Annotated in this window: 17 protein-coding genes and 1 riboswitch; of the genes, 3 read left to right on the top strand and 14 right to left on the bottom strand. The window is 71.6% G+C overall.

The genetic code is table 11. The features are described from left to right. Positions 1 to 221: 221 nt before the first annotated feature. The 9 genes from AB0P17_RS06940 to AB0P17_RS06900 all read right to left on the bottom strand — a co-directional run bounded on the left by AB0P17_RS06940 (position 222) and on the right by AB0P17_RS06900 (position 9393). Positions 222 to 989 carry a transglycosylase family protein gene (locus AB0P17_RS06940; RefSeq protein ID WP_365808467.1) on the bottom strand — a complete coding sequence of 256 codons (768 nt, stop codon included), beginning with the start codon at positions 987 to 989 and terminating at the stop codon, positions 222 to 224. A 7-nt stretch (positions 990 to 996) separates the two neighbouring features. Next, a riboswitch (cyclic di-AMP (ydaO/yuaA leader) is annotated at positions 997 to 1169 on the bottom strand. Positions 1170 to 2041: 872 nt separating this feature from the next. Further along, complete coding sequence (locus tag AB0P17_RS06935; protein WP_365808299.1) at positions 2042 to 2824, bottom strand: transglycosylase family protein; 783 nt, start codon at positions 2822 to 2824, stop codon at positions 2042 to 2044. A gap of 208 nt (positions 2825 to 3032) precedes the next feature. Beyond that, positions 3033 to 4298 carry a cytochrome P450 gene (locus AB0P17_RS06930; protein ID WP_365808297.1) on the bottom strand — a complete coding sequence of 422 codons (1266 nt, stop codon included), beginning with the start codon at positions 4296 to 4298 and terminating at the stop codon, positions 3033 to 3035. Positions 4299 to 4435: 137 nt separating this feature from the next. Beyond that, positions 4436 to 5461 carry a nucleoside triphosphate pyrophosphohydrolase gene (locus tag AB0P17_RS06925; protein ID WP_365808295.1) on the bottom strand — a complete coding sequence of 342 codons (1026 nt, stop codon included), beginning with the start codon at positions 5459 to 5461 and terminating at the stop codon, positions 4436 to 4438. Between the two features lie 100 nt (positions 5462 to 5561). After that, positions 5562 to 6218, bottom strand: a complete 657-nt coding sequence (locus AB0P17_RS06920; protein ID WP_365808293.1) for a SurA N-terminal domain-containing protein — start codon at positions 6216 to 6218, stop codon at positions 5562 to 5564. Positions 6219 to 6396: 178 nt separating this feature from the next. Further along, entirely contained in the window at positions 6397 to 6765 is a 369-nt protein-coding gene (locus AB0P17_RS06915; RefSeq protein ID WP_365808291.1) for a helix-turn-helix transcriptional regulator, read from the bottom strand. Continuing rightward, positions 6762 to 7133 carry a type II toxin-antitoxin system RelE/ParE family toxin gene (locus AB0P17_RS06910; RefSeq protein WP_365808290.1) on the bottom strand — a complete coding sequence of 124 codons (372 nt, stop codon included), beginning with the start codon at positions 7131 to 7133 and terminating at the stop codon, positions 6762 to 6764. The genes AB0P17_RS06915 and AB0P17_RS06910 overlap by 4 nt, the downstream gene beginning before the upstream one ends. Before the next feature lie 64 nt (positions 7134 to 7197). Next, positions 7198 to 8139 carry a helix-turn-helix domain-containing protein gene (locus tag AB0P17_RS06905; protein ID WP_365808288.1) on the bottom strand — a complete coding sequence of 314 codons (942 nt, stop codon included), beginning with the start codon at positions 8137 to 8139 and terminating at the stop codon, positions 7198 to 7200. A gap of 585 nt (positions 8140 to 8724) precedes the next feature. Then, positions 8725 to 9393 (bottom strand): helix-turn-helix domain-containing protein, encoded by a 669-nt coding sequence (locus tag AB0P17_RS06900; protein ID WP_365808286.1) that lies wholly within the window; start codon positions 9391 to 9393, stop codon positions 8725 to 8727. A gap of 239 nt (positions 9394 to 9632) precedes the next feature. On the opposite strand from AB0P17_RS06900, the gene AB0P17_RS06895 reads away from it, so the two are divergent. Further along, a complete protein-coding gene (locus AB0P17_RS06895) occupies positions 9633 to 10844 on the top strand; it encodes an FAD-dependent monooxygenase (protein WP_365808285.1) in 1212 nt (403 codons plus the stop codon). 110 nt (positions 10845 to 10954) lie between these two features. On the opposite strand, the gene AB0P17_RS06890 is transcribed toward AB0P17_RS06895, so the two are convergent. Then, entirely contained in the window at positions 10955 to 11428 is a 474-nt protein-coding gene (locus AB0P17_RS06890) for a GtrA family protein (RefSeq protein ID WP_365808283.1), read from the bottom strand. Positions 11429 to 11650: 222 nt separating this feature from the next. On the opposite strand from AB0P17_RS06890, the gene AB0P17_RS06885 reads away from it, so the two are divergent. After that, positions 11651 to 12568: a class I SAM-dependent methyltransferase gene (locus AB0P17_RS06885; protein ID WP_365808281.1), complete on the top strand. Its 918-nt coding sequence runs from the start codon at positions 11651 to 11653 to the stop codon at positions 12566 to 12568. 81 nt (positions 12569 to 12649) lie between these two features. Here AB0P17_RS06885 and AB0P17_RS06880 read toward each other — a convergent pair whose 3' ends face one another. Continuing rightward, a complete protein-coding gene (locus tag AB0P17_RS06880) occupies positions 12650 to 13471 on the bottom strand; it encodes an HNH endonuclease family protein (RefSeq protein WP_365808279.1) in 822 nt (273 codons plus the stop codon). Positions 13472 to 13656: 185 nt separating this feature from the next. Between AB0P17_RS06880 and AB0P17_RS06875 the strand changes: the two genes are divergently transcribed. Next, positions 13657 to 14019 (top strand): hypothetical protein, encoded by a 363-nt coding sequence (locus tag AB0P17_RS06875; protein WP_365808277.1) that lies wholly within the window; start codon positions 13657 to 13659, stop codon positions 14017 to 14019. 111 nt (positions 14020 to 14130) lie between these two features. Here the strand turns inward: AB0P17_RS06875 and AB0P17_RS06870 are convergent, their stop codons facing one another. The 3 genes from AB0P17_RS06870 to treY all read right to left on the bottom strand — a co-directional run bounded on the left by AB0P17_RS06870 (position 14131) and on the right by treY (position 19009). Then, positions 14131 to 15045 carry an oxidoreductase gene (locus AB0P17_RS06870; RefSeq protein WP_365808275.1) on the bottom strand — a complete coding sequence of 305 codons (915 nt, stop codon included), beginning with the start codon at positions 15043 to 15045 and terminating at the stop codon, positions 14131 to 14133. A gap of 390 nt (positions 15046 to 15435) precedes the next feature. Beyond that, on the bottom strand, positions 15436 to 16503 hold the full coding sequence (locus tag AB0P17_RS06865; RefSeq protein ID WP_365808273.1) for a lytic polysaccharide monooxygenase: 1068 nt from the start codon (positions 16501 to 16503) through the stop codon (positions 15436 to 15438). Positions 16504 to 16666: 163 nt separating this feature from the next. Beyond that, a complete protein-coding gene (gene treY / locus AB0P17_RS06860) occupies positions 16667 to 19009 on the bottom strand; it encodes a malto-oligosyltrehalose synthase (RefSeq protein WP_365808272.1) in 2343 nt (780 codons plus the stop codon). Positions 19010 to 19102 lie beyond the last annotated feature (93 nt).

Here is a 19102-nt window from a genome sequence, read left to right as displayed (position 1 = left end):
CTCCTTCTGGGATGTGACGCGTGGGTGCAGGGTCTCTTGGCCTTGCGACATGAGCCTAACCGGCTCCGGGTCATCGGCCAGCCGGTGCCCGCCCCCTAAGACGCTCCCGCTCGCACAGACCGCCGCTACCCGCCGGTAGCGGGACCGGATGGCGGGCAGCGGCGGGAACGGGGCCCGGCCCGGCGCGTACGGGGGTGACGCGCCGGGCCGGGGAGAAGGGGTCAGCGCAGGTGGAGCTGCTGACCCGGGTAGATGACGTCCGCGTCACGGACGATGTCCTTGTTCAGGTCGAAGACCTTCTTCCAGCCGCCCTTGACCTTGTGGGCGGTGGCGATCTTGGAGAGGGTGTCGCCGGACTTGACCTTGTACTCGCCGTCCCCCTTCTTGATCGTGAACGGACGGTTCTGGCCGCGCGAGGCCGGCTGCGCCTCGTCACGGGTCGACTGCTGCGGCTGCGCCTGCCGGGTCGCGGCGGACTTCTTCGTACCGGAGCCGCTGGAGCTGCCGGAGGCCGAGTTGGAGGAACCGGAGCCGGAGCTGGAGGAGTTGGAGCCGGAGCTGGAGGAGTTGGAGCCGGAGCCCGAGCCGGAACCGGAGCCCGAGCCGCCGTTGTACGCGGCGCCCGAGAGGCCCACGCCACAGCTCGGCCAGGCGCCCTTGCCCTGGCCCGCGAGGACCTTCTCGGCGACGGCTATCTGCTGGGACTTGGAGGCCTGGTCGGCGCGGGGGGCGTAGGCGGTACCGCCGTACGCGGCCCAGGTGGAGGGGGTGAACTGCAGGCCGCCGTAGAAGCCGTTGCCCGTGTTGATCGACCAGTTGCCCCCGGACTCGCACTGGGCGACCCGGTCCCACTCGGAGGCGGTTGCGGCGGAGGCGGCGGTGGCACCGATCAGCGGGGCCGCGACGGCCGCGCCGGTGATCCCGGCGAGGGTGGCGTAGCGGATGGCCACGGACGGGCGGCGGTGCTTGGCCTTGCTGGAACGCAGCAGCATGAACGCATCTCCTCACCGACGCCTACGAGGTGAGCTGTCGGGTTCGGGCCAATGAGTTGCCCGGCCGCGTGCTCGCACACGCGGCTTCACCCCTAGCCGGCCGCCGGCCGTCTCTCGACGGCCGGGCCCGGCGCAAACCTATGGGTCCCCCGCTCCTGCCTTCGGCGCACGAAGCGACGATTACTCCCCCCGACCGACGGCAGGATTCGGCGTGACGGTCGACGAGGCCCGCGGTGCGAGCGGTTCAGACCGTAATCACAGCCCTGCCGGTTGTTCAAAGGAGCACATCCAGGAAAAAACGCCCTTACCTCCTCCGAGGGACAATACGTTTCCGCAGGTGAGAACCGGATTCGATCAACCGGCGAGGCGAAGAGCCCGAGTTGCGGCAAAGAGACCCTTGTCTCACTTGCCCAGAAGTGGACATACGGTCGCTAACTGCCCGCGTTCCGGGCGGAGATCGGAGGCTCTGGCCAGGACGGACGCGACCGAAGAGGCGTCAACGGGGCGCCGTTCAACGGCACTCGCCCGTACCGGTTCCGGACTCACCCGCTCCGGCCCTGGAGCGGGGCGCTCCGGTTCGAGCGTCGCTCGCCCCGGCCGCCGACTCCGGTCGCGGAGTCACCCGTTCCAGTTGCGGAGTCACTCGCTCCGGCCGCGGAGTCACTCGTTCCGGCCGCGGGACGGCCGCCGGAGTCACCCGTTCCGCCGAGGGCCCGGGGACCGGGCGCACTCACCCCGGTCGCCCACTCCGACCCCGGAGTCACTCACTACAGCCCTGGAGTCACTCACCACGGCCCTGCGGCGGGGCGCCGCGACGGGGCGCCGCGACGGGGCGCTGCGGCCCGGCGCGGGTCACGGTGGGGCCGCCGGCGGCGCCGGGAGCGGGAAGCCACGCGTACGGCGGCCTGGAAGCCGTGCGTACGGGCCCGGTGGGCGACGGCCCGGATACGTCGGCGACGGCTCGGCGACGGCCCCGGGACGGCCCCGGGAACGCGGAAGCCGCGCCTCCGTCCTGGAGGCGCGGCTTTCCGGAACTCGCTGCCGGCTGCTCAGACCCAGCCGCCGACGACCTTCTGCCCGCCGGTCGCCAGGGAGAGGTGGCCGCCGACCGTGGTGACGACCTTCTCGACCTCGCGCTCCACACCGTCCGTGAGCCCGGCCCCGTCACGGGCTCCGCCCGCCCCGCGGGAGGCGCGACCGCCCCCCGAGGCACGCTCCTCGTCCGCGGTGCCCGGCGAGGCACTCTCGTCGGCCGCCTGGCCGCGGTGCTTGCCCTTGGACGCCTCGTCCTTGCCCTCGGCGTCGTCCGTACCGGCCGCGGAGCCGGTGGCACCCGGGCTCGGGCTGGTGCTGGGCTCCGGGGAGGTCTTGCCGTCCGCGCCCGCTTCCGCGCCCGGGTCCGTCACGGCGTCACCGGACGGATAGGCGTCCCCGGAAGGGCTGCCCGACGGGGTACCGGACGGGCCGGTGCCCTTGCCGCCGCCCGTCACCCCCTCCACGACGCCGGAGACCGCACCGCCGACCGCCTCCGTCAGCCCGGAGACGGCGGCGCAGCTGGACCACGCCTGCGCCCCCTGGGCCTCGAAGACCTTCTCGGCCACGGCTATCTGCTGTGAGCGGCTGGCCAGGTCGGGGCGCTCGGCGTAGTCGCCGCCCCCGAACTCGTCCCAGGTCTCCTGGGACATCTGGAGCCCGCCGTAGTACCCGTTGCTGAGGTTCGCGCTCCACGTGCCGCCGCTCTCGCACCCCGCCACGCGGTCCCAGGTCGAGGAGTCCGCCGCGCTGGCGGCGCCGGCCCCGAGCAACGGGATCGCGATCGCGGATCCGGCCACCCCGGCGGCGACGAGAAGAGCTGGGGCCTGACGAGGTCGACGGTGTCGGCCGTTCCCGGACATGCGGTTGCCTTCCGTGTGACTGTCAATTCAACTCCGGCATGGTGTTACCGGGTCGACGTGAACGTAGCGGTACTCGAATGCTTGTCACAAGTCGATGCAGCAGAGATCACGTGAAAGTCACAGTATTGACGAACCGTCAGGAAAATTATCGGCCGGACAATGGCGTGAACCGCACCGGAAGCGTGCGCAATCCCCGCATGATGAGCCCGCCACGCCACCGCAAATCGGAAGGTTCTTCCGAAAGCCGCACATCCGGAAGCCGTTTCAGAAGAGTGGCGATCGCGGTCTGCCCCTCCACGCGGGCGAGCGGCGCGCCGAGGCAGTAGTGGATGCCGTGCCCGTACCCGAGGTGCTGATTGTCACGGCGCCCGAGGTCGAGCGCGTCGGGGTCACGGAAGCGCTCGGGGTCGCGGTCGGCCGCGGCCAGCACGACGAGAACGGGGTCACCTGCCGCGATCCGCTGCCCACCCAGAGTCAGCGGCTCGGTGGCGTACCGCCAGGTCGCCATCTCCACGGGGCCGTCGTAGCGGAGCAGTTCCTCGACGCCGGTCGCCAGCAGACCCGTCTCACCGGCCGCCAGAGAACTCTGCAGGCGTTCCCGTTCGGCCGGATTTCGCATAAGCGTGTACATGCCATTACCGATGAGATTCACCGTCGTCTCAAAACCGGCGAACAGAATGATAAAGGCCATCGCCGCGGCCTCGTTCTCGGTCAAATGCTCACCGTGGTCGCCGGCCCGGATCAGACCGGAGATCAGGTCGTCGCCGGGATTCTCTCTTTTCCGGTGGATGAGTTCGGCCAGATAGCCGCGCATCTTCTTGACCGCCCGCGCGACCCCGCCGCGCGGCCCGCCCGCATGACGAATCATCATGCCCGCCCAGTCCCGGAAGTCGTCCTGGTCCTCGGGCGGCACCCCGAGCAGATCACAGATCGCGTAGATCGGAAGCGGAAACGCGAACTCGTGGATGAGGTCCGCGCTGCCCCGCTCGGCGAAGCCGTCGATGAGACGGTCGGTCAGCTCCTGTACGCGCGGGGCGAACTCGGCGACGCGGCGCGGCGTGAACGCCTTGGACACCAGCCGCCGCAGCCGGGTGTGGTCGGGCGGGTCGATGTTCAGCAGATGCGTCATCAGCTCCGCCTTGCGCTCCCCCGGGATACCCGTCTTCCCCCGGGCGTGCGCCGGCTCGGCGTGGTGCACGGGATTCTTGGAGAGCCGCGCGTCGGCGAGCGCCTGCCGGGCGTCCCCGTACCGGGTCACGAGCCATGCCTCGACCCCGCTGGGCAGCTCGGTGCGGTGCACGGGGGCGTGTTCCCGCAGCCAGGCGTACGCGGGGTAAGGGTCGGTGGCGAACTCCCAGGTGAAGAGGGTGGGAGCGGCGCTGTTCGCGAGTTTCTCGGACGCATCGGACACGCCCCGACCGTAACCGCCCCCGAGCGCGCCCGGGCCTCCGGGCCGCGTACGCCGTCCGGTGCCGGTACGTCCGGCGCGTGCGCGCCCGGTCTCTCCGCGTCCGGTCTCCGCACGCCCGGTCTCCGCACGCCCGGCGTCTACGCGCCAGGCGCACGCTCGGCGGCCAGGATCCTGTCCCTATATACACGCGCCGCCGCGCGCAGCGCCGTCTCCGGGTCGACGCCCGACGCGTCCGCCCGTACGGCCAGGGCCAGCAGCTCGTACCCGATGGACTCACCCTCCGGAAGCGCGACGTCAAGACCGGCGGTACGGGCGCGGCTCGCGAGCTTCGCGGTGAGGGCGAGCCCCGGCTGACCGAGCGGTACGCCGTCGGTGACCGATGTACGGCGCTTCTCGACCGCCTTCATCCGGATCCACTGCGCCTTGACCTCCTCGGGGGTGTCGACGCTCGCGTCGCCGAAGACATGGGGGTGGCGGTGGATCAGCTTCTCCACGATCGTGCCCGCGACGTCGTCGATGGAGAACGCCCCGCCCTCCTCCCCTTCCTCCTCCGCGTCCCCTGCCGGGCCCACCGGGCCCTCCTCGGCGATCCGGGCATGGAAGACAACCTGGAGCAGGACATCTCCCAGCTCCTCGCGCAGCTCGTCCGCGTCGCCGTCCTCGATCGCCTCGACCAGTTCGTACGCCTCCTCGATGGCGTACTTGGCGAGCCCCTTGTGCGTCTGGCCCGAGGCCCACGGGCACTCTTTCCTGATCCGGTCCATGACCTGGACGAGATCGAGGAGCCGGGCGCCCGGCAGGTCGTACGAGCCGGGCAGCAGCTCCAGGTCCGGCATCCGGAACCGGCCCGAGCCGGCCAGCCGGGCGAGGCCGTCCGTCAGCTCGGCGTCGGTCCCGTCCTCCGCGCCGGAGGGGATCACCACGACGGTACGGCCGCCGGCGCACGCGTCGACCAGGTCCTGCGCGCCGGGCGCGGCGTGCTCGACCGCGACGCCGGCCTCCCGCAGATACGGCAGCTGAGGGTGGCCGGTGTCGGCACACACCACGCGGTCGGCGGCGTGCAGCGTCTGCCACGCGGGCCAGGAGAGCAGGCCGGGTGCGACCCGGTGGCTGGCGGTCAGCAGGACGATACGGCCGGGAGCTGCGGAAGCTTCGTCTGTCACCTCTCGAACCTACCTCCGGCGGGCCCCCGCCTGGCGCCCAGGCCCCAGGCCCCGGCCCGGACACGGGCAGTGGTCGGGGGCTGCGGGGGTGGCGACCCGGTCAGGCGTCCGTGGGCTGCTGCTCCGGCTCCTGTCGGGTGACCTGGGTGATCCACGGCGTCTTGGCCTCGCCGAGCCGCACCTGCTGGTAATCCCAGCTCCCGTAGCGCGGATTGACGTCGATGCCCATATCCTTCGACGTCTTCGTCAGCACGGCGAGGACCTTCTGCTGCCCCTCCGGGGTCGAGGTGTTCGCGCCGAGCGCCCCCGCGACCTTGTTCAGCAGCACCTCGCGGCTGATCGCCGCGTCGATCTGCCCGGAGGAGAGCGCGCCCTGCTGGAGCAGCATCGCGGCGAACCGCTGCTCACCGCCGGACTGCGCGGCGGCCTGCGCGCGGGTCTCCTGGATCTCCTTGCGGCTGACATCGACCCCGGCGTCGTCGGCGGCGCGCTGGAGCACCCGGTCGAAGATCATGCTGTTCAGCTTGGCCTGACTGAGCTGCGCGGTGTCCTTGATGAGCTGCGCGGACTCCGGCGTGGCCCGCTGAGCCTCCCGTACGTCCCGTACCGCGGACTGAAGCGTGGACACCTCGATCCGCTGCCCCCCGACGACCGCCGCCGCTCCGGGATGGGCCTCACCGCCGCAGGCGGTGAGCAGCGGGCCCGCGGCGAGCAGGGCTACGGACACGGAGAGCGCGGTGCGACGACGGCGGTGCAAAGGGGACCTCCCGGGGAGATTGTGCGGCGATGCACAAGACCTTGCAGTGATCGATGGTAGGCAGTGGACGTGGCGCAGGCCACTGCTTCGACCAACGATTCACGAGCGGATCGGGGCACGTACCGCCACGGGGCCGCCGTCTCCCGTTCTGTCTCACCTTGTCCAGCCCGACCGTGCCTCAGGCCGCCGAATGCCGTCCGTCCGCCGACGCTTCCTCCGCTGGAGGGTGATCGTGCGGGGTGAAGACGAAAGCGGATGTGTCCCCATCAAGATCGATAGTCATTGACGCGTCCAGGGCCTTGGCGAGTCGAGTGAGCAGAGTCAGGGTCGGCACGGAGTCGCCGCCCTCGATGTTGGAAATCTGCGGCTGGGTCATCTCGGCCCTCCGCGCCAGCTCGGCCTGCGAAAGCCCAAGTGCGGTGCGCCGGTCGTAAACAGCCTGGCCCAGCCCGAACGCATACCCGGCTTCGACGTAGGCGCGCGACTCGTCGGCCGATTCCCCCAGGAGCTTCCTGGTCCGGCGCGTCTTCCACTGGGAGTGGTTCACGAGTTCTCCCCCTTCGTCCGGTCATAGCCGTGCGTGGCAGGGCCGTGATCCGACTCGCACATCTTCTGCATCTGCTGGGCCCGCTCGACCTCGGCGGCCTCCCGCTGCCTGGTCTTGCGGAACACTGTCAACAGCACGATGCGCCGGTCAGGAGCGAGCCAGTACGTCATCCGGACAGCGTTGCCGTCCATGGTGAACCGCAGCTTCCGCACCTTGCCACCAAGGTGACGGGCATATGGCTCCCCCAAGGTGGTCGGCCGGGCCGCGAGCATGTCAGCAGCGCGTTCGACTTTGTCGTAATGCGCGTCCGTCAGGAGTTCCAGCCACTGCCGGACCTCCGGTTCGATCTCAATCCGCCACGTACTCACTCACACCTCCGACTATACAGAAATCCATATACGCTGGACGCCGTCGCCCCGGACCCGTGCCCCCCTAGGCCGCCGCCCTGCTCGCCGGGCCTGCCGCGAGGCAGCCGGGGCAGTCTCCTGGTTCGGGTGCGCGGTAGGCGCGGTCGCAGGTGTCGCAGTTCTGGAGGGGGTCCGGGCGTGGCGGGGCGGCAGCCGTGGGCGTGGCCGGGAGCGGTGGCGGCAGCAGTTCGGTGAGCCGGTACGCCAGCAGTCCGGCCGGGCGGCGCAGGTCGGGTGGCAGGTCGGCGGTGAGCGTGCGGCGTACGGCATCGGGCGCGGCGCCGCGCTCCAGCCAGGCGGCGACGCCCGGGGTGAGGCGCCGCACATCCCGCTCGGCGAGCAGCAGGGCCGGTGCGTCGCGCCGCAGATCGGCGAGGAGTTCGGCGGCGAGACGCTGACGCCCCAGGTCAGGCGCGTCCGGCCGGGGAAGCGGCGGAGCCGCCCGGCGAGGCACCTCCGGCAGCGCAGGCACCGGGGCAGGGTCTGCGGCCGGGGCTGGGTCTGCCGCCGGGGCAGGCTCCGGGGCCGGGGGCGCCGCCACCGGTAACGGCGCCGGTTCCGGTTCCGGTGCCGGTGCCGGTGCCGGTGCCGGGGGCGCAGGGGCCAGTGACGCCGGTACGGGGGCAGCCGCGGCGCGCGGCGGCGTCGTCGTCGGCCCTACGCGCTTGGCGTGGGTCGCCTCGGGGTGGTTGTACGAGATGGTCCGGCTGACGATCGTGCCCGCGCCGGTGCGCTCGCGGCGCCGTTCGATGTACCCGTACGCCTCCAACTCCCTGTACGCGGCGGCGATCCGGTCCCGGCTCTCGTCGAACCTGTCCGCCAGGGTCCGGATGTCCACCGGGGAGCCCTCGGGCAGCGACTGGATGTGGGTGGCCAGGCCGATCGCGAACAGCGACAACACGGGGTGCTGGGCGAGGTGGTTGCCCACGACCGTGAAGCGGGCGGTATGGGATTCGTGCACCTTCATCACTCCGGATGACGATCCGCGAGCCGCGCAACGGGAGCGCGTGGGCGCACTAGACTTCTCTTCAACCATGGGGAAGCGTCTACTTCCTTGTTGGTCAGGCCCTCGGCCCGGGATGCCAGTCCCGACCGGGGGCCGTCGCATGTCTGATGGGGTGTCAGGGCCGAGCCTGCCCCGCCGGACCCGCCAAAAGCCAGCCATACAGGGCGAGATCACCCGTGCGGGTGACCTGAGCCGGGTGGGGTGGGGTTTGGTTGGTTATTTCCCTGGGTTCTTTGGTCTTTTACCTCCCGCGGCCCCTGCGCCCGGTCCACCGGAGCCAGGATTTCCGGGCTCCGGTGGACCGGGCCGCGCCCACGCGGGATCTCGGCGTACAGCACCCCCACCGGGTTGTCCGGCCCGGTCCGGGTTGCGACCGCGAACATCACCACCGGGAGGGGGCGGGCCCGGGCACACCACCCGGCACCGGCCACCCTGAGCGCGGGCCCACGGTGAACAACACGCCACCGGCGCAAGCCCGTCGCCCCTCGGCCCGAACCCGCACGCCAAAAAATCCGTCCTGCGCGCACGAAGCACCTCACCGGCACCCTACGGCGTGGCCCGGTCGAATTCCTCCTGGCTGAGGGCGCGGTGCGGCAGGGGGGTGGGGGCCTCCCGGCTTGTGCGGAGGCTGTCGAGAATCAGGGTGAGGTAGCGCTGCCAGAGGTCGGGCGAGACCGCATGAGTGAGCTGTGTCGCGGCTCCGAGCATGATCTGGATGAGCGGGAAGTCGGTCACCTCGATGTCGCCCCGCAGTGAACCGTCCCGCTGCGCGCGCTCCATGACGGCGCCGACCGCGGGAGAGAGCCGTTCCCGGGCTGCGGCGACCCGGTCCTTGCCGTGCGTGCCGACCATGAGGACTTCCCTCAGCCCACGGTCGTCGGCGAAGTCCTGGCTGGACATGGTGAAGAAGTGGACAAGCCCGTCCCAGGGGTCCTCGTGGGTGAGGGCTTCTTCGGCGATGCCGATGACGCGCTGGATCTCCGTGTCGAAGATCGCCTCGATCAGCTCCTCGCGGTTGGCGAAGCGCCGGTAGATCGTGCCGACGCCGACGCCCGCGTGGTGGGCGATGTCGTCGAGGGTGACGTCGAGCCCTCGCCGCGCGAACACCTGCTGAGCGGCGGCAATGATGCGCCGGCGGTTGCGCTCGGCGTCGGCGCGGAGGGGGCGGGGCGGGGCGTCGCCGGGGGGCGGGGCGGGGACGGTTCTGCGACTCATGGGACTCCACTATAAGCAGTCATCCGGAGGTGACATCTCCACTTACATGTTACGGTGGCCGGAGTAACTGGAGATGCCACCTCCGCTTCCTTCTCGCCGCGCGTGGAGACCCCTGTGACTGCCGTCATGAACGAAGCCGGCCCACCGCAGGCCGGGCAGGCCTGCGACAGCTGCCGATCGGCGGCCGGGTCGCCGGTCTCGGCTACCACTACCCCCCACACACACAAGGAGTGATCGTCTTGACCAAGCCCCGCGCCCTGATCGTCGGCATGGGCATCGGCGGGCTGGCCACCGCCATGCGCCTGCACGAGGTCGGCTGGGAACCCGTGCTGATCGAACGTGCCGCCGGGCGCCGTGCCGCCGGCTACTTCATCGGCCTGTTCGAGACCGGCCGGGCAACTGCGCAGCGCATGGGTGTGCTGGATGCCATCGGCGACCGGACCGACCTCACCAGCGTGACCTACGACATCGACCGCACCGGACGCCGCCGGCCCGCCATGGGCTACGGCGACCTGCCCGGAGGCCCGCGTCTCATGCTCCGCGGGGACATCGAGGCCGCCCTCCACGACGAGGTCTCACCCCGGACCGAGATCCGCTACGGCACCACACCCGTCGCCGTCGACGAGCACCCCGAAGGCGTGGACGTCACCCTTCGTACCACCAACGGCGCGGACACGGCCGAGAGCACGGAGCGCTTCGACCTCGTGGTCGGGGCCGACGGCCTGCGCTCCACCGTGCGCCGCCTGGTCTTCGGCCCGGACGCGCGGTACCTGCGCCCCTTCCACCACATCATCGGCGCCTCGATCCTCAAGGAAGCCGTACCCGGATTCCGGCCCAACGACGGCGTGATCCTGGCGGAGCCGGGCCGCTCCGTGTGGGTCTTCCCCTTCGCCGACCACCAGCCCGGGGTGCTCTTCAGCTACCGCACCGACGACGAGGACGCCCAGTTCCGCCGCCCGCCGGTCGATTCCCTGCGCCGCGCCTTCGGCCCCGAACCCACCGGTGCCGTACTGGAGAACCTCCTGGCACAGTTCGAGCAGGCCGACGACTCCCTGTTCGACTCCACCCACCAGGTGGTGATGCCCACCTGGCACACCGACCGCGTCGTCCTCCTCGGCGATGCCGCCTGGTGCCTCACCCTCTACTCGGGCATGGGCGCCTCCACCGGCATGGCCGGCGCCGACCTGCTCGGCACCAGCCTGCGGCGCAACCCCGGCAACCCCGGCCGGGCCCTGCGCGAATGGGAGCAGCGGCTGCGGCCCTTCATCGTCACCCAGCAGGAACTCGGCCGCACCGAGGGCTTGTCGATGTTCGTCCCGCAGTCCCGCCGGGACCTGCTCGTCCGCGGCTTCGTCCAGAGACTGACCAGCAACCCGGTCGGAAAGCGGGTCATGCTCTCGGTGGTCGCCGGCAAGTTCGCCGGCAAGTCCCTGGACATCGCCGCCCCCTGAACAACCCTCACGTTGCCGCCCAGAACCTCACATAAAACACATCTCGATATTTCTTGTACGCAGAATCGGAGCACGGCTACGAGATCACGCAGCTCTCCGAGCGCCCGCCTTCACCGCCCGTTCCCTGCCGGCTCCGCCGGCGCCGTAGCGGCCGCCGGGGCCGTGGTCCCCGGGGCCGGGGACCCAGGACCCGGTGTGCCTCCGCCGGGCGCCGGGTCGCGGGGAAGCATGATCGCCCGCGAGACCAGGAAGGTGACCGGGACCGCCCCGCCCGCCGCGATCAGCGGGGCGTACCGGCTGCCCAGGTGCAGCACATCGACGAGGAGATAGACACCGACCGTCGTGATGACGAGGTTCGCCGCGTTGGTGAGCGGGAAGAGCAGGAACTTCCGCCAGGTGGGGCGGGTCCGGTAGGTGAACCAGCTGTTGAGGAAGAACGAGCCGATCATGCTCAGCCCGGACGCGACAAGATGCGCGGCGACATACGGCAGCCGGGTCAGCAGGAGCAGGTAGAAGGCGTAGTACGTGCCCGTGTTCGCCGCCCCCACGAGCGCGAACCGCACCAGTTGGATCCGGACCGTCATCCGCGTACGCACTCCTCACGACCGCTCGGGGCGTCACCCTCCGTACCCCCGGACAGCGCGGTGACCACCTTCAGGAGTGTGACACAGCGGGGGTCCCCGCCCCGTGACGAACGCATCACCCACGATCCACCATGTTCGCGTCGCCTCCCCGACATCAATCCTTCACCCAGTGAGCACCGAAGTGTGGTCCGCCACGTGCTGACGAGGCGTAGCTTCCGGCGCATGTCTTCTCTCCTCAGCAACCGGCTGGCGAAGCGGATCCTTCGTCCGGCCGCCACCCTCATCGACCAGCGCATCCGGCGGTCCCAGGGGCCGCTGCGTTCCGATATCGACGCTCTCAAGCGTCAGATCGCGGAACTGCGCGGAGAGCAGTACGCGATCAGCCTGCTGTTCGACAAGACGGGACGCAGCGGGTCCCGGTTGCCCACCCGCGGCCAGATCGACGGCCTCGTACGCCAGATCGCGCAGGTGACCGGGGAGGACGCCGGGAGCGCGCGCCGCAACGTCACGGTCGCCTTCCGCCAGCTGATCGCCCTGGAGTCGCTGGCCCTGGGCCGGCTCGCCGGATCCACGTCGAACGTGTGCGGCAAGCTCGCCACGGTGCCGCTGCTCGACCCGCCGAACGAGGACGTCCTGGAGATCGGCACCCTGTACGGCCTGTTCTCGGCCTCGCTGGTCCGGATGCTGCACCGCGCCGGCACGGAGGCCCGGCTGACCATCGTGGACCCGCTCGTGGGCAGCCAGCTCCAGCCGGGCACGAAGGTGGGTGCCGACCCGACCGGGACGCCGGTGCGGATGGACGTGGTACGCGCCAACCTCACGCTGGGCGGCAAGCCGGGCGCCGAGGCCCGGGTGCACCAGGGCTTCTCGGGCGACCCGGAGGTCCGGAAGGCGGTCTCCGACCGCAAGTACGGCGTGATCATCGTGGACGGCGACCACTCCGCGGAGGGCGTCCTCGCCGACCTGGAGTGGGTCGAGGACATCGTGGCGCCGGGCGGGATCGTCGTCCTGGACGACTTCGGCGACGCCCGCTGGCAGGGCGTCCAGGAGGCCACCGAGAAGCACCTGGCGGGCGGCGACTCGCGGCTGGAGATGCTGGGGCAGGTCTCCACGTCGGCCTTCCTGAGGGCCCGCGCCTGACCGCGGTCCCGCACCTCCGGCACCCGTCCGTCCCCGCCGTCGTCGCCTCCTCGGCTCAGAGCCGGCCGCGGCGCGCGGACATCAGGCCTCGCACTGCTCCCGCATGGTGGTCTTGTCCGAGGTGGTCACCGGCAGCTCGTACTTGAGCGCGACCTGGGCGAACCGTACGGCGTAGGAGCAGCGGATCTCCTCGCTCGGCGGGAGCCAGGACGCCGGTCCCGAGTCGCTCTTGGAGCCGTTGGTGGGGCCGTCCACCGGGACGAGGTTGAGCGGATCGTTGGCGAGCTGCTTCCGCTTGGCCTCGTCCCACGTGGACGCGCCCATCTGCCAGCCGTACGAGAGCGGTATCACATGGTCTATCTGGACCTTGGCCGCCGCCTCCTTGCGCCACTCGATCTCCTTGCCCGTGTACGGGTCGTTCAGGTTCATCGAGATGACGATGCAGTCGGACCCCGAGCGGTACTTGAGGTCCTTCCCGTCCCTGGCCAGCAGGTCGTTCCGGGTGTCGCAGCCGTTGCCGGCCAGCGGCACGCCGTCCGCGGTGTCCATCCAGGCGTAGCCGAACTTCTTCCGGTCGTAGCCGGAGCTGGAGCCGCGGCTCTTGGTGGTCACCTCCTCGATGACCTTCAGGCCGGCCTCCTTGTCGGCGTCGGAGGTGAGCGGCGCCAGCCCCGGCTTCGTACCGTCGTCGTTGGCCAGCGGGCTGACCCCGAACTCCTCGGCGTCGGCGCTGCCGCCACCGCTGCCGGCGGTACCGCCCGTGCCCGATGTCGCCGACGCGGACGCCGACGGCTTGGCGCCGGACTCGGGCTCCTCCGCGCAGCCCGCCAGCGCCAGGACGGAGAGGGCGAGGGCGCCGCCACGGAGGACGGTCCTTGCTATGTGTTCGTCAACTCTGCTCACCTGGGAACTTTAACGTCTCCGGGGTGCCAGAACCGCTCCCCACGTGCGGATATGACGGAGCGTCAGGATATCCGGAGGGCACCCGGGGGCGGCGGCGGGAGGCGCGCGGTTCGGACCGGCCGCGCCGGGGGCAGAGGTATCGTACGGCTTCTCCCTCCGTGTACCTGTTCGAGAGGAATCCGTCCGTGGAACCCATCGCCACCGGTACGCCACCCGCACCCGCCCCGCGTACGCGCACCACCGCGCTGACGGCGGTCGCGCCCCGGGCCCTGCTGGCCGCCGTCCCCGTGGCGAGCCTCGGGATCCTCGGGTTCGTGCCCTCCCTGGTCATCGCGATCCGGCGGCGCGGGCGCGCGCACTGGCTGATCTCCGGGGCGTTCACGGCGGTGACCGTCGCGTGGGTCGCCCAGATCGCGCTCACCCCGGACGAGACCCACGGCCTGGAGTTCCTCGCCGACATGGCGCTCCTGCTCACCACGACGGCCGGCGCGGCACTCCACAGCCTGCTCACCTACCGCCCGCGCACGGAGCCGGGCACAGGCCCGTAGTCGGGCAGGGCCAGGGCGCTGTGGGCCGCACGGCCCTGGCTGTCCGAGGGGAGGGTGGTACGGGCGCGCAGCGCCTCGTCGCGCGCGTCGAGCTGCTCCCGGGTGGTGTCGTCAGACGCCCTCCCTGCCCAGGTGAAACCCCTCCAGCAGGGTCAGCTCCTCGTCCGTGAGGCGCAGCGCGCCCGCCGCCACGTTCGCCGTCAGATGGTCCGGGTTGCCGGTGCCCGGGATGGCCAGGACGTGCGAGCCGCGGGTCAGCGTCCACGCGAGGCGGATCTGCTGGGGTGAGGCGTTGTGCGCCCGTGCGACGGCGAGGAGTTCGGCGCTCTCCGCCGCGCCCGTGCCCGCCTCGCGCCCATGGCCCGCGATCGCGAAGAACGGCACGAACGCGATGCCCTGCTCACCGCAGAGGCGCAGGAGCGCGTCACCGTCCGCCGCACCGATGCCGTACGCGTTCTGCACGCAGACCACCGGCGCGATCGCCCGCGCCTCGGCGAGCTGCTCCGGTGTCACATTGGAGACCCCGAGGTGGCGGATGAGCCCGGCGTCCCGCAACTCGGCCAGCGCCCCGAAGAGCTCCGCGATCGAGCGGTTTCCCCGGGTGCGCAGATTCACCACGTCGAGATGGTCCCGGCCGAGCTGCCGTATGTTCTCCTCGACCTGGCCGCGCAGCTCTCTCGGTGTGTCGGCCCACACCCACTCCCCCGTGTGGTCCCGGCCGGGCCCCACCTTGGTGGTGATGACCAGGTCCTCCGGGTACGGCGCGAGCGCCCGGTTGATCAGTTCGTTGGCCGAGCGCAGCGGCGAGAAGTAGAACGCCGCCGTGTCGATGTGGTTCACCCCCAGCTCCACCGCGCGGCGCAGCACCCCGATCGCCCGGCCGCGGTCGCTCGGGGTGGCGTCCGTCCCGAACGCCGTGCCGCGCTGCGGCAGGCGCATCGCGCCGAAGCCCATCCGGTTGACGGTCAGGTCGCCGAGCCGCCATGTGCCGGCGTCGGACGCGGTGATCTTCTCCGAAGTCGTCATGGACGAAGTCTGTCACCGGTGGCGGACCGGCCGCCGGGCCTGTGGATAAGACCGACCGGCGAATGGGGGGTGGGAGAAGGAGCGGGGCTGGGGTGCGTGCATCGCAAGGCGGAGGATCGAGGCATGGCGGAGCCATGGTGAGTGACGACAACGCCGCGAGGTGCGTGCCCCAGCCCCGTGACGCCGCCCCCCATTCGCCGGTCGGTCTAAGCCTCACGCCCGCGGTGTCCGGGCCCGGCCCGCCGTCCGGTGTGGGGGGTGTGACGGCGGGCCGGGTGCTGTCCGGTGTCCGGGTGGGGGCCGGACACCGGAGTGTGCGGGTGCGCCTGTCGGTGTGTGGGGACGCCCGTCGGCGCGCGGGCTGCCGTTCGGTGCGCGGACGGCAGCCGGTCAGTGCACGGAGCAGGGTGGTGAGGTGGCGGTGTCCGGAGGTCCGCCCGAGGCGACGTAACTGAAGGTGGTGGAGGCGCCGGCCGCCAGGGAACCGTTCCAGTCGACGTTGTGGACCATCACCTCCTGGCCGCCGTAGGTGGCGTTGCCGTTCCAGAGGCTGTCGACCTTCTGGCCGGACGGCAGGGTGAACTCGACCATCCAGCCCAGGATCGGGTTGGCGCCGGTGTTCTTGACGGTGATCTCGGCCTGGTAGCCGCCCGACCAGGAGCTGGTGGTCCTGCGGGTGGCGGTGCAGGTGGCCGTGGGGTCGGTCGGCGGGTCGTTCGGGCTGCCCGGCTCACCGATGCCGGTCACCTCGCCGTTGCCGCCGTCGAAGACCACGTCCGAGCAGCTGTAGAAGGTCTCGGTGCTGTCCGAACGCTTCCACACCATGTAGATGATGTGGCGCCCGCTCTTGGCGGTCGGCAGGTTGCCGGTCCACTTGTACGCGCCTTCCACGGTGCCGACGCTGCCGGTGACCTGGGGGTGGTCGACCGTCAGGAACGGTGTGGACTCCAGGTCGTCCCAGGTGAACGTCTTCGTGGGGTCGAAGCCGTCCTTGGTGACGTACACGTAGAACCAACCGGGGTGCGCGGCCCACGCGTTGTACGAGAAGTCGAGGGACGCGCCCGAGGTCAGGTGGGTGAGCGGCCAGTCGCTCCGGTTCTTGTTGAAGCCGCTGAACGTGGCGTTGCCGCCGCTGCACAACTGGCCGTCGGGGATGAACCCCTTGGTCCGCCCGGCGCCGTCGGAGCGCAGTACGGAGAACCAGTTGTAGAGCGGGGTCGTGCCGCTCTCCGCGACCGCGGCCTTGCACGCGGGGTTGACGGGCTTGATCTCGCCGGTGCTGGTGAGACCGTCCCGCCAGCACATGAAGGTGCGGCTGGCGGGCTTCATCGGGGTGCCGTGCGCGGCGGACGGCTCGCTGTCCGTGACGACCAGGAGCAGGGCGGGGAGCACGGCGAGAAGGGCGAGGAGTACGGCTCTGCGGGGGTGCGACAGCCACGGTGGGGGGCGTTTCATCATGCGGGTCCCTTCGGCATGATCATGACAATCTTGCGACTGGCGGGTGAATGGGAGCGCTCCCATTTCGGAACGTAGCGCGGCTCGGTCACTCTGTAAACGCCGCGCGCCGAACTTCCGGGGACAGGCCGCGCGCAGGGCCCCGGAACCCGCCCCGCGAGCCCCCTCAGACGGCCGTCAGCAGTGCCACCGGAAACTGGTCGCACAACTCCGCGAGGCGTACCGTCCCCGAGACCTCACGCCCCGTCAGCACATCCCGCCACCGCCCCGGCGGCAGCGGCAGCTCCGTCGTACGCCAGCCGCCCGCACGCTCCAGCCCGTACGGCAGCCGCGTCGCCACCGTGACCGCGGCGCCCGTGCGGACGAAGGCCAGCGCGTGGGCGGCGGCCGGGCCCAGCGCGTGCAGCGGGGTGTACGTACCGGACTCGGCGAACAGCTCGGGGCGCTCCCGGCGCAGCCGCAGCGCCGCCGTCGTGACCACCGTACGGTCGTCGGGCGGGCCCGTCCTGAACGGCCGCCGGTTGTCCGGGTCCACCAGCGCCAGGTACTCGCGCTCCGTGCCCTGGTAGAGGTCCGGCACCCCGGGCATGGTGAGGTGCACCAGCGCCGCGCCCAGCGCGCTCGCCCGTACGTACGGCGCGAGCGCCCGGTTGAACGCGGTGACCGTCCGCCGGGCGGGGCCCGCCGGGCCCGCCTCGACGAACGCCGCCACCGCCTGCTCGTACAGCGGCTCCGGCTCCGTCCAGCTCGTCCGCAGCCCCGCCTCCCGCACCGACTTCAGCAGCGCGGGCACCATCCGCGCCCCGTCCGGCGGCGTCCCGTCCACGGCCGGGGTGAAACCGACCGCCGTCTGCCACGCCTGCCACGCCACCTGCGGGTCCGGCGCCGCCACCCCCGCCACCTGTTCCAGCAACTGGTCCCACCGCTCCGGGCACTCGGCCAGGATCGCGATCCCGGCCCGTACGTCCGCGCTGCGCTTGGTGTCGTGCGTGGTCAGTACGGTGCCGGTGGAGGGCCAGTCGCGCGCCAGGCGCAGGCAGTACGCGTGGAACCGCTCCGGGCTCACCGCCGGGCTGCCCGGGTCGCCGCCCACCTCGTTCGCCGAGAGCAGCGGCACATAGCGGTAGAACGCCGTGTCCTCCAGCGACTTGGCGCGCAGCGCGGACGCGGTCTGCGCGAACCGGGCGCAGAACTCCCGCTGGTCCTCGCCCGTGCCGAGCCGGCCCAGCGCCAGCTCCCGCACCACGTCCACGGCGGTCGCCTCCCGCTCCACCGCGAACGCCGTCTTCGCCTGCCGCACCGCCTCCTCGGAGACCGCCGCCTCGGCCGCCTCGGGGCAGGGCCCGCCCGCGGTCGTGTACGGGCGGTAGACCGGCATCCGGACCAGCAGCTCCCGGACCGCCGTGCGCAGCGCCCACGGCGCGTGGTCGCGCAGCGCGGGGTCGGCGGCGCAGACCCGCCGCGCCGTACGGACCAGGAACTCGGTCTCGGCGGCCAGTTCGTGGAAGACCACCTTGTACGCGGCGCGCCGGGCGGTCCCGTGCCAGTAGCCGCCGCGGTCGCCCGCCGGGCCCGCGACGTCCCGGTAGCGCCGCTCCAGGACCTCCGCGCCCGCCCCGTCCGTGAACACCCCGTCGATGTGGCGCAGCGCGTCGTAGCCGGTGGTGCCGGCGACCGCCCACCCCGCGGGGAGCACCTCGTCGTCGGCGAGGATCTTCTCCACCACCGTCCAGCAGCCGCCGGTCGCCTCGTTGAGCCGGCGCAGGTACTCCTCCGGGTCGGCGAGCCCGTCCGGGTGATCGACGCGCAGCCCCTCGACGACGCCGTCCCGTACCAGCTCGACGATCTTGGCGTGGGTGGCGGTGAAGACCTCCGGGTCCTCCACGCGGACCCCGATCAGCTCGGGGATGGTGAAGAACCGGCGGTAGTTCAGCTCGGTGCGGGCCAGCCGCCACCACGCGAGCCGGTAGTGCTGGGCGTCGAGCAGTTCGGGCAGCGGCAGTTCCTCGCTCCCGGGCGCGAGGGGGAAGCGCCGGTCGCCGTGGTGGAGCGCGCCGTCCTCGACGCGGAGCGCCCCCGCCGCCAGCTCGTCGCCGACCGGGGACGGCAGCACCGGCAGGAGGACCTTGCCGTCGCCCGCGGCCCAGTCGATGTCGAACCAGCGGGCGTACGGCGACGCGGGGCCCTCCCGCAGCACCTCCCACAGGGCCCGGTTGTGGACGGGCGCGGCGGCCATGTGGTTGGGCACGATGTCCAGCACGATCCCGAGGCCGTGCTCGCGCGCGGTGCCGGCCAGCCGCCGCAGCCCCTCCTCGCCGCCCAGCTCGGCCCGTACGGCGGAGTGGTCGACCACGTCGTAGCCGTGTGTGGAGCCCGGTACGGCCTCCAGCACCGGTGACAGGTGCAGATGCGAGACCCCGAGCGCGGCGAGATACGGCACGGCCCTCTCGGCGGCCGAGAACGGGAATTCCGGCTGGAGCTGGAGCCGGTAGGTCGCAGTGGGCGTCATACGGTCGTACGTACCCCGCTTCTCGGCTTCTGTGTCATGGGAGTGACGCGTGTTCCGTCTCCACCGTAGGCCCTGCGGGCCGCGGTGTGGGGG

This window comes from Streptomyces sp. NPDC088124 (genome assembly GCF_040685895.1).
GTDB lineage: Bacteria > Actinomycetota > Actinomycetes > Streptomycetales > Streptomycetaceae > Streptomyces.
This window is presented reverse-complemented; position numbering and strand designations above follow the sequence as displayed.

Bases quoted from the DNA above. Each gene is read 5' to 3' on its own strand.
- AB0P17_RS06905 (WP_365808288.1), bottom strand. From the start codon at position 8,139: ATGAAGGTGCACGAATCCCATACCGCCCGCTTCACGGTCGTGGGCAAC.
- AB0P17_RS06900 (WP_365808286.1), bottom strand. From the start codon at position 9,393: ATGAGTCGCAGAACCGTCCCCGCCCCGCCCCCCGGCGACGCCCCGCCC.
- AB0P17_RS06890 (WP_365808283.1), bottom strand. From the start codon at position 11,428: ATGACGGTCCGGATCCAACTGGTGCGGTTCGCGCTCGTGGGGGCGGCG.
- AB0P17_RS06885 (WP_365808281.1), top strand. From the start codon at position 11,651: ATGTCTTCTCTCCTCAGCAACCGGCTGGCGAAGCGGATCCTTCGTCCG.
- AB0P17_RS06870 (WP_365808275.1), bottom strand. From the start codon at position 15,045: ATGACGACTTCGGAGAAGATCACCGCGTCCGACGCCGGCACATGGCGG.
- AB0P17_RS06865 (WP_365808273.1), bottom strand. From the start codon at position 16,503: ATGATGAAACGCCCCCCACCGTGGCTGTCGCACCCCCGCAGAGCCGTA.
- treY (WP_365808272.1), bottom strand. From the start codon at position 19,009: ATGACGCCCACTGCGACCTACCGGCTCCAGCTCCAGCCGGAATTCCCG.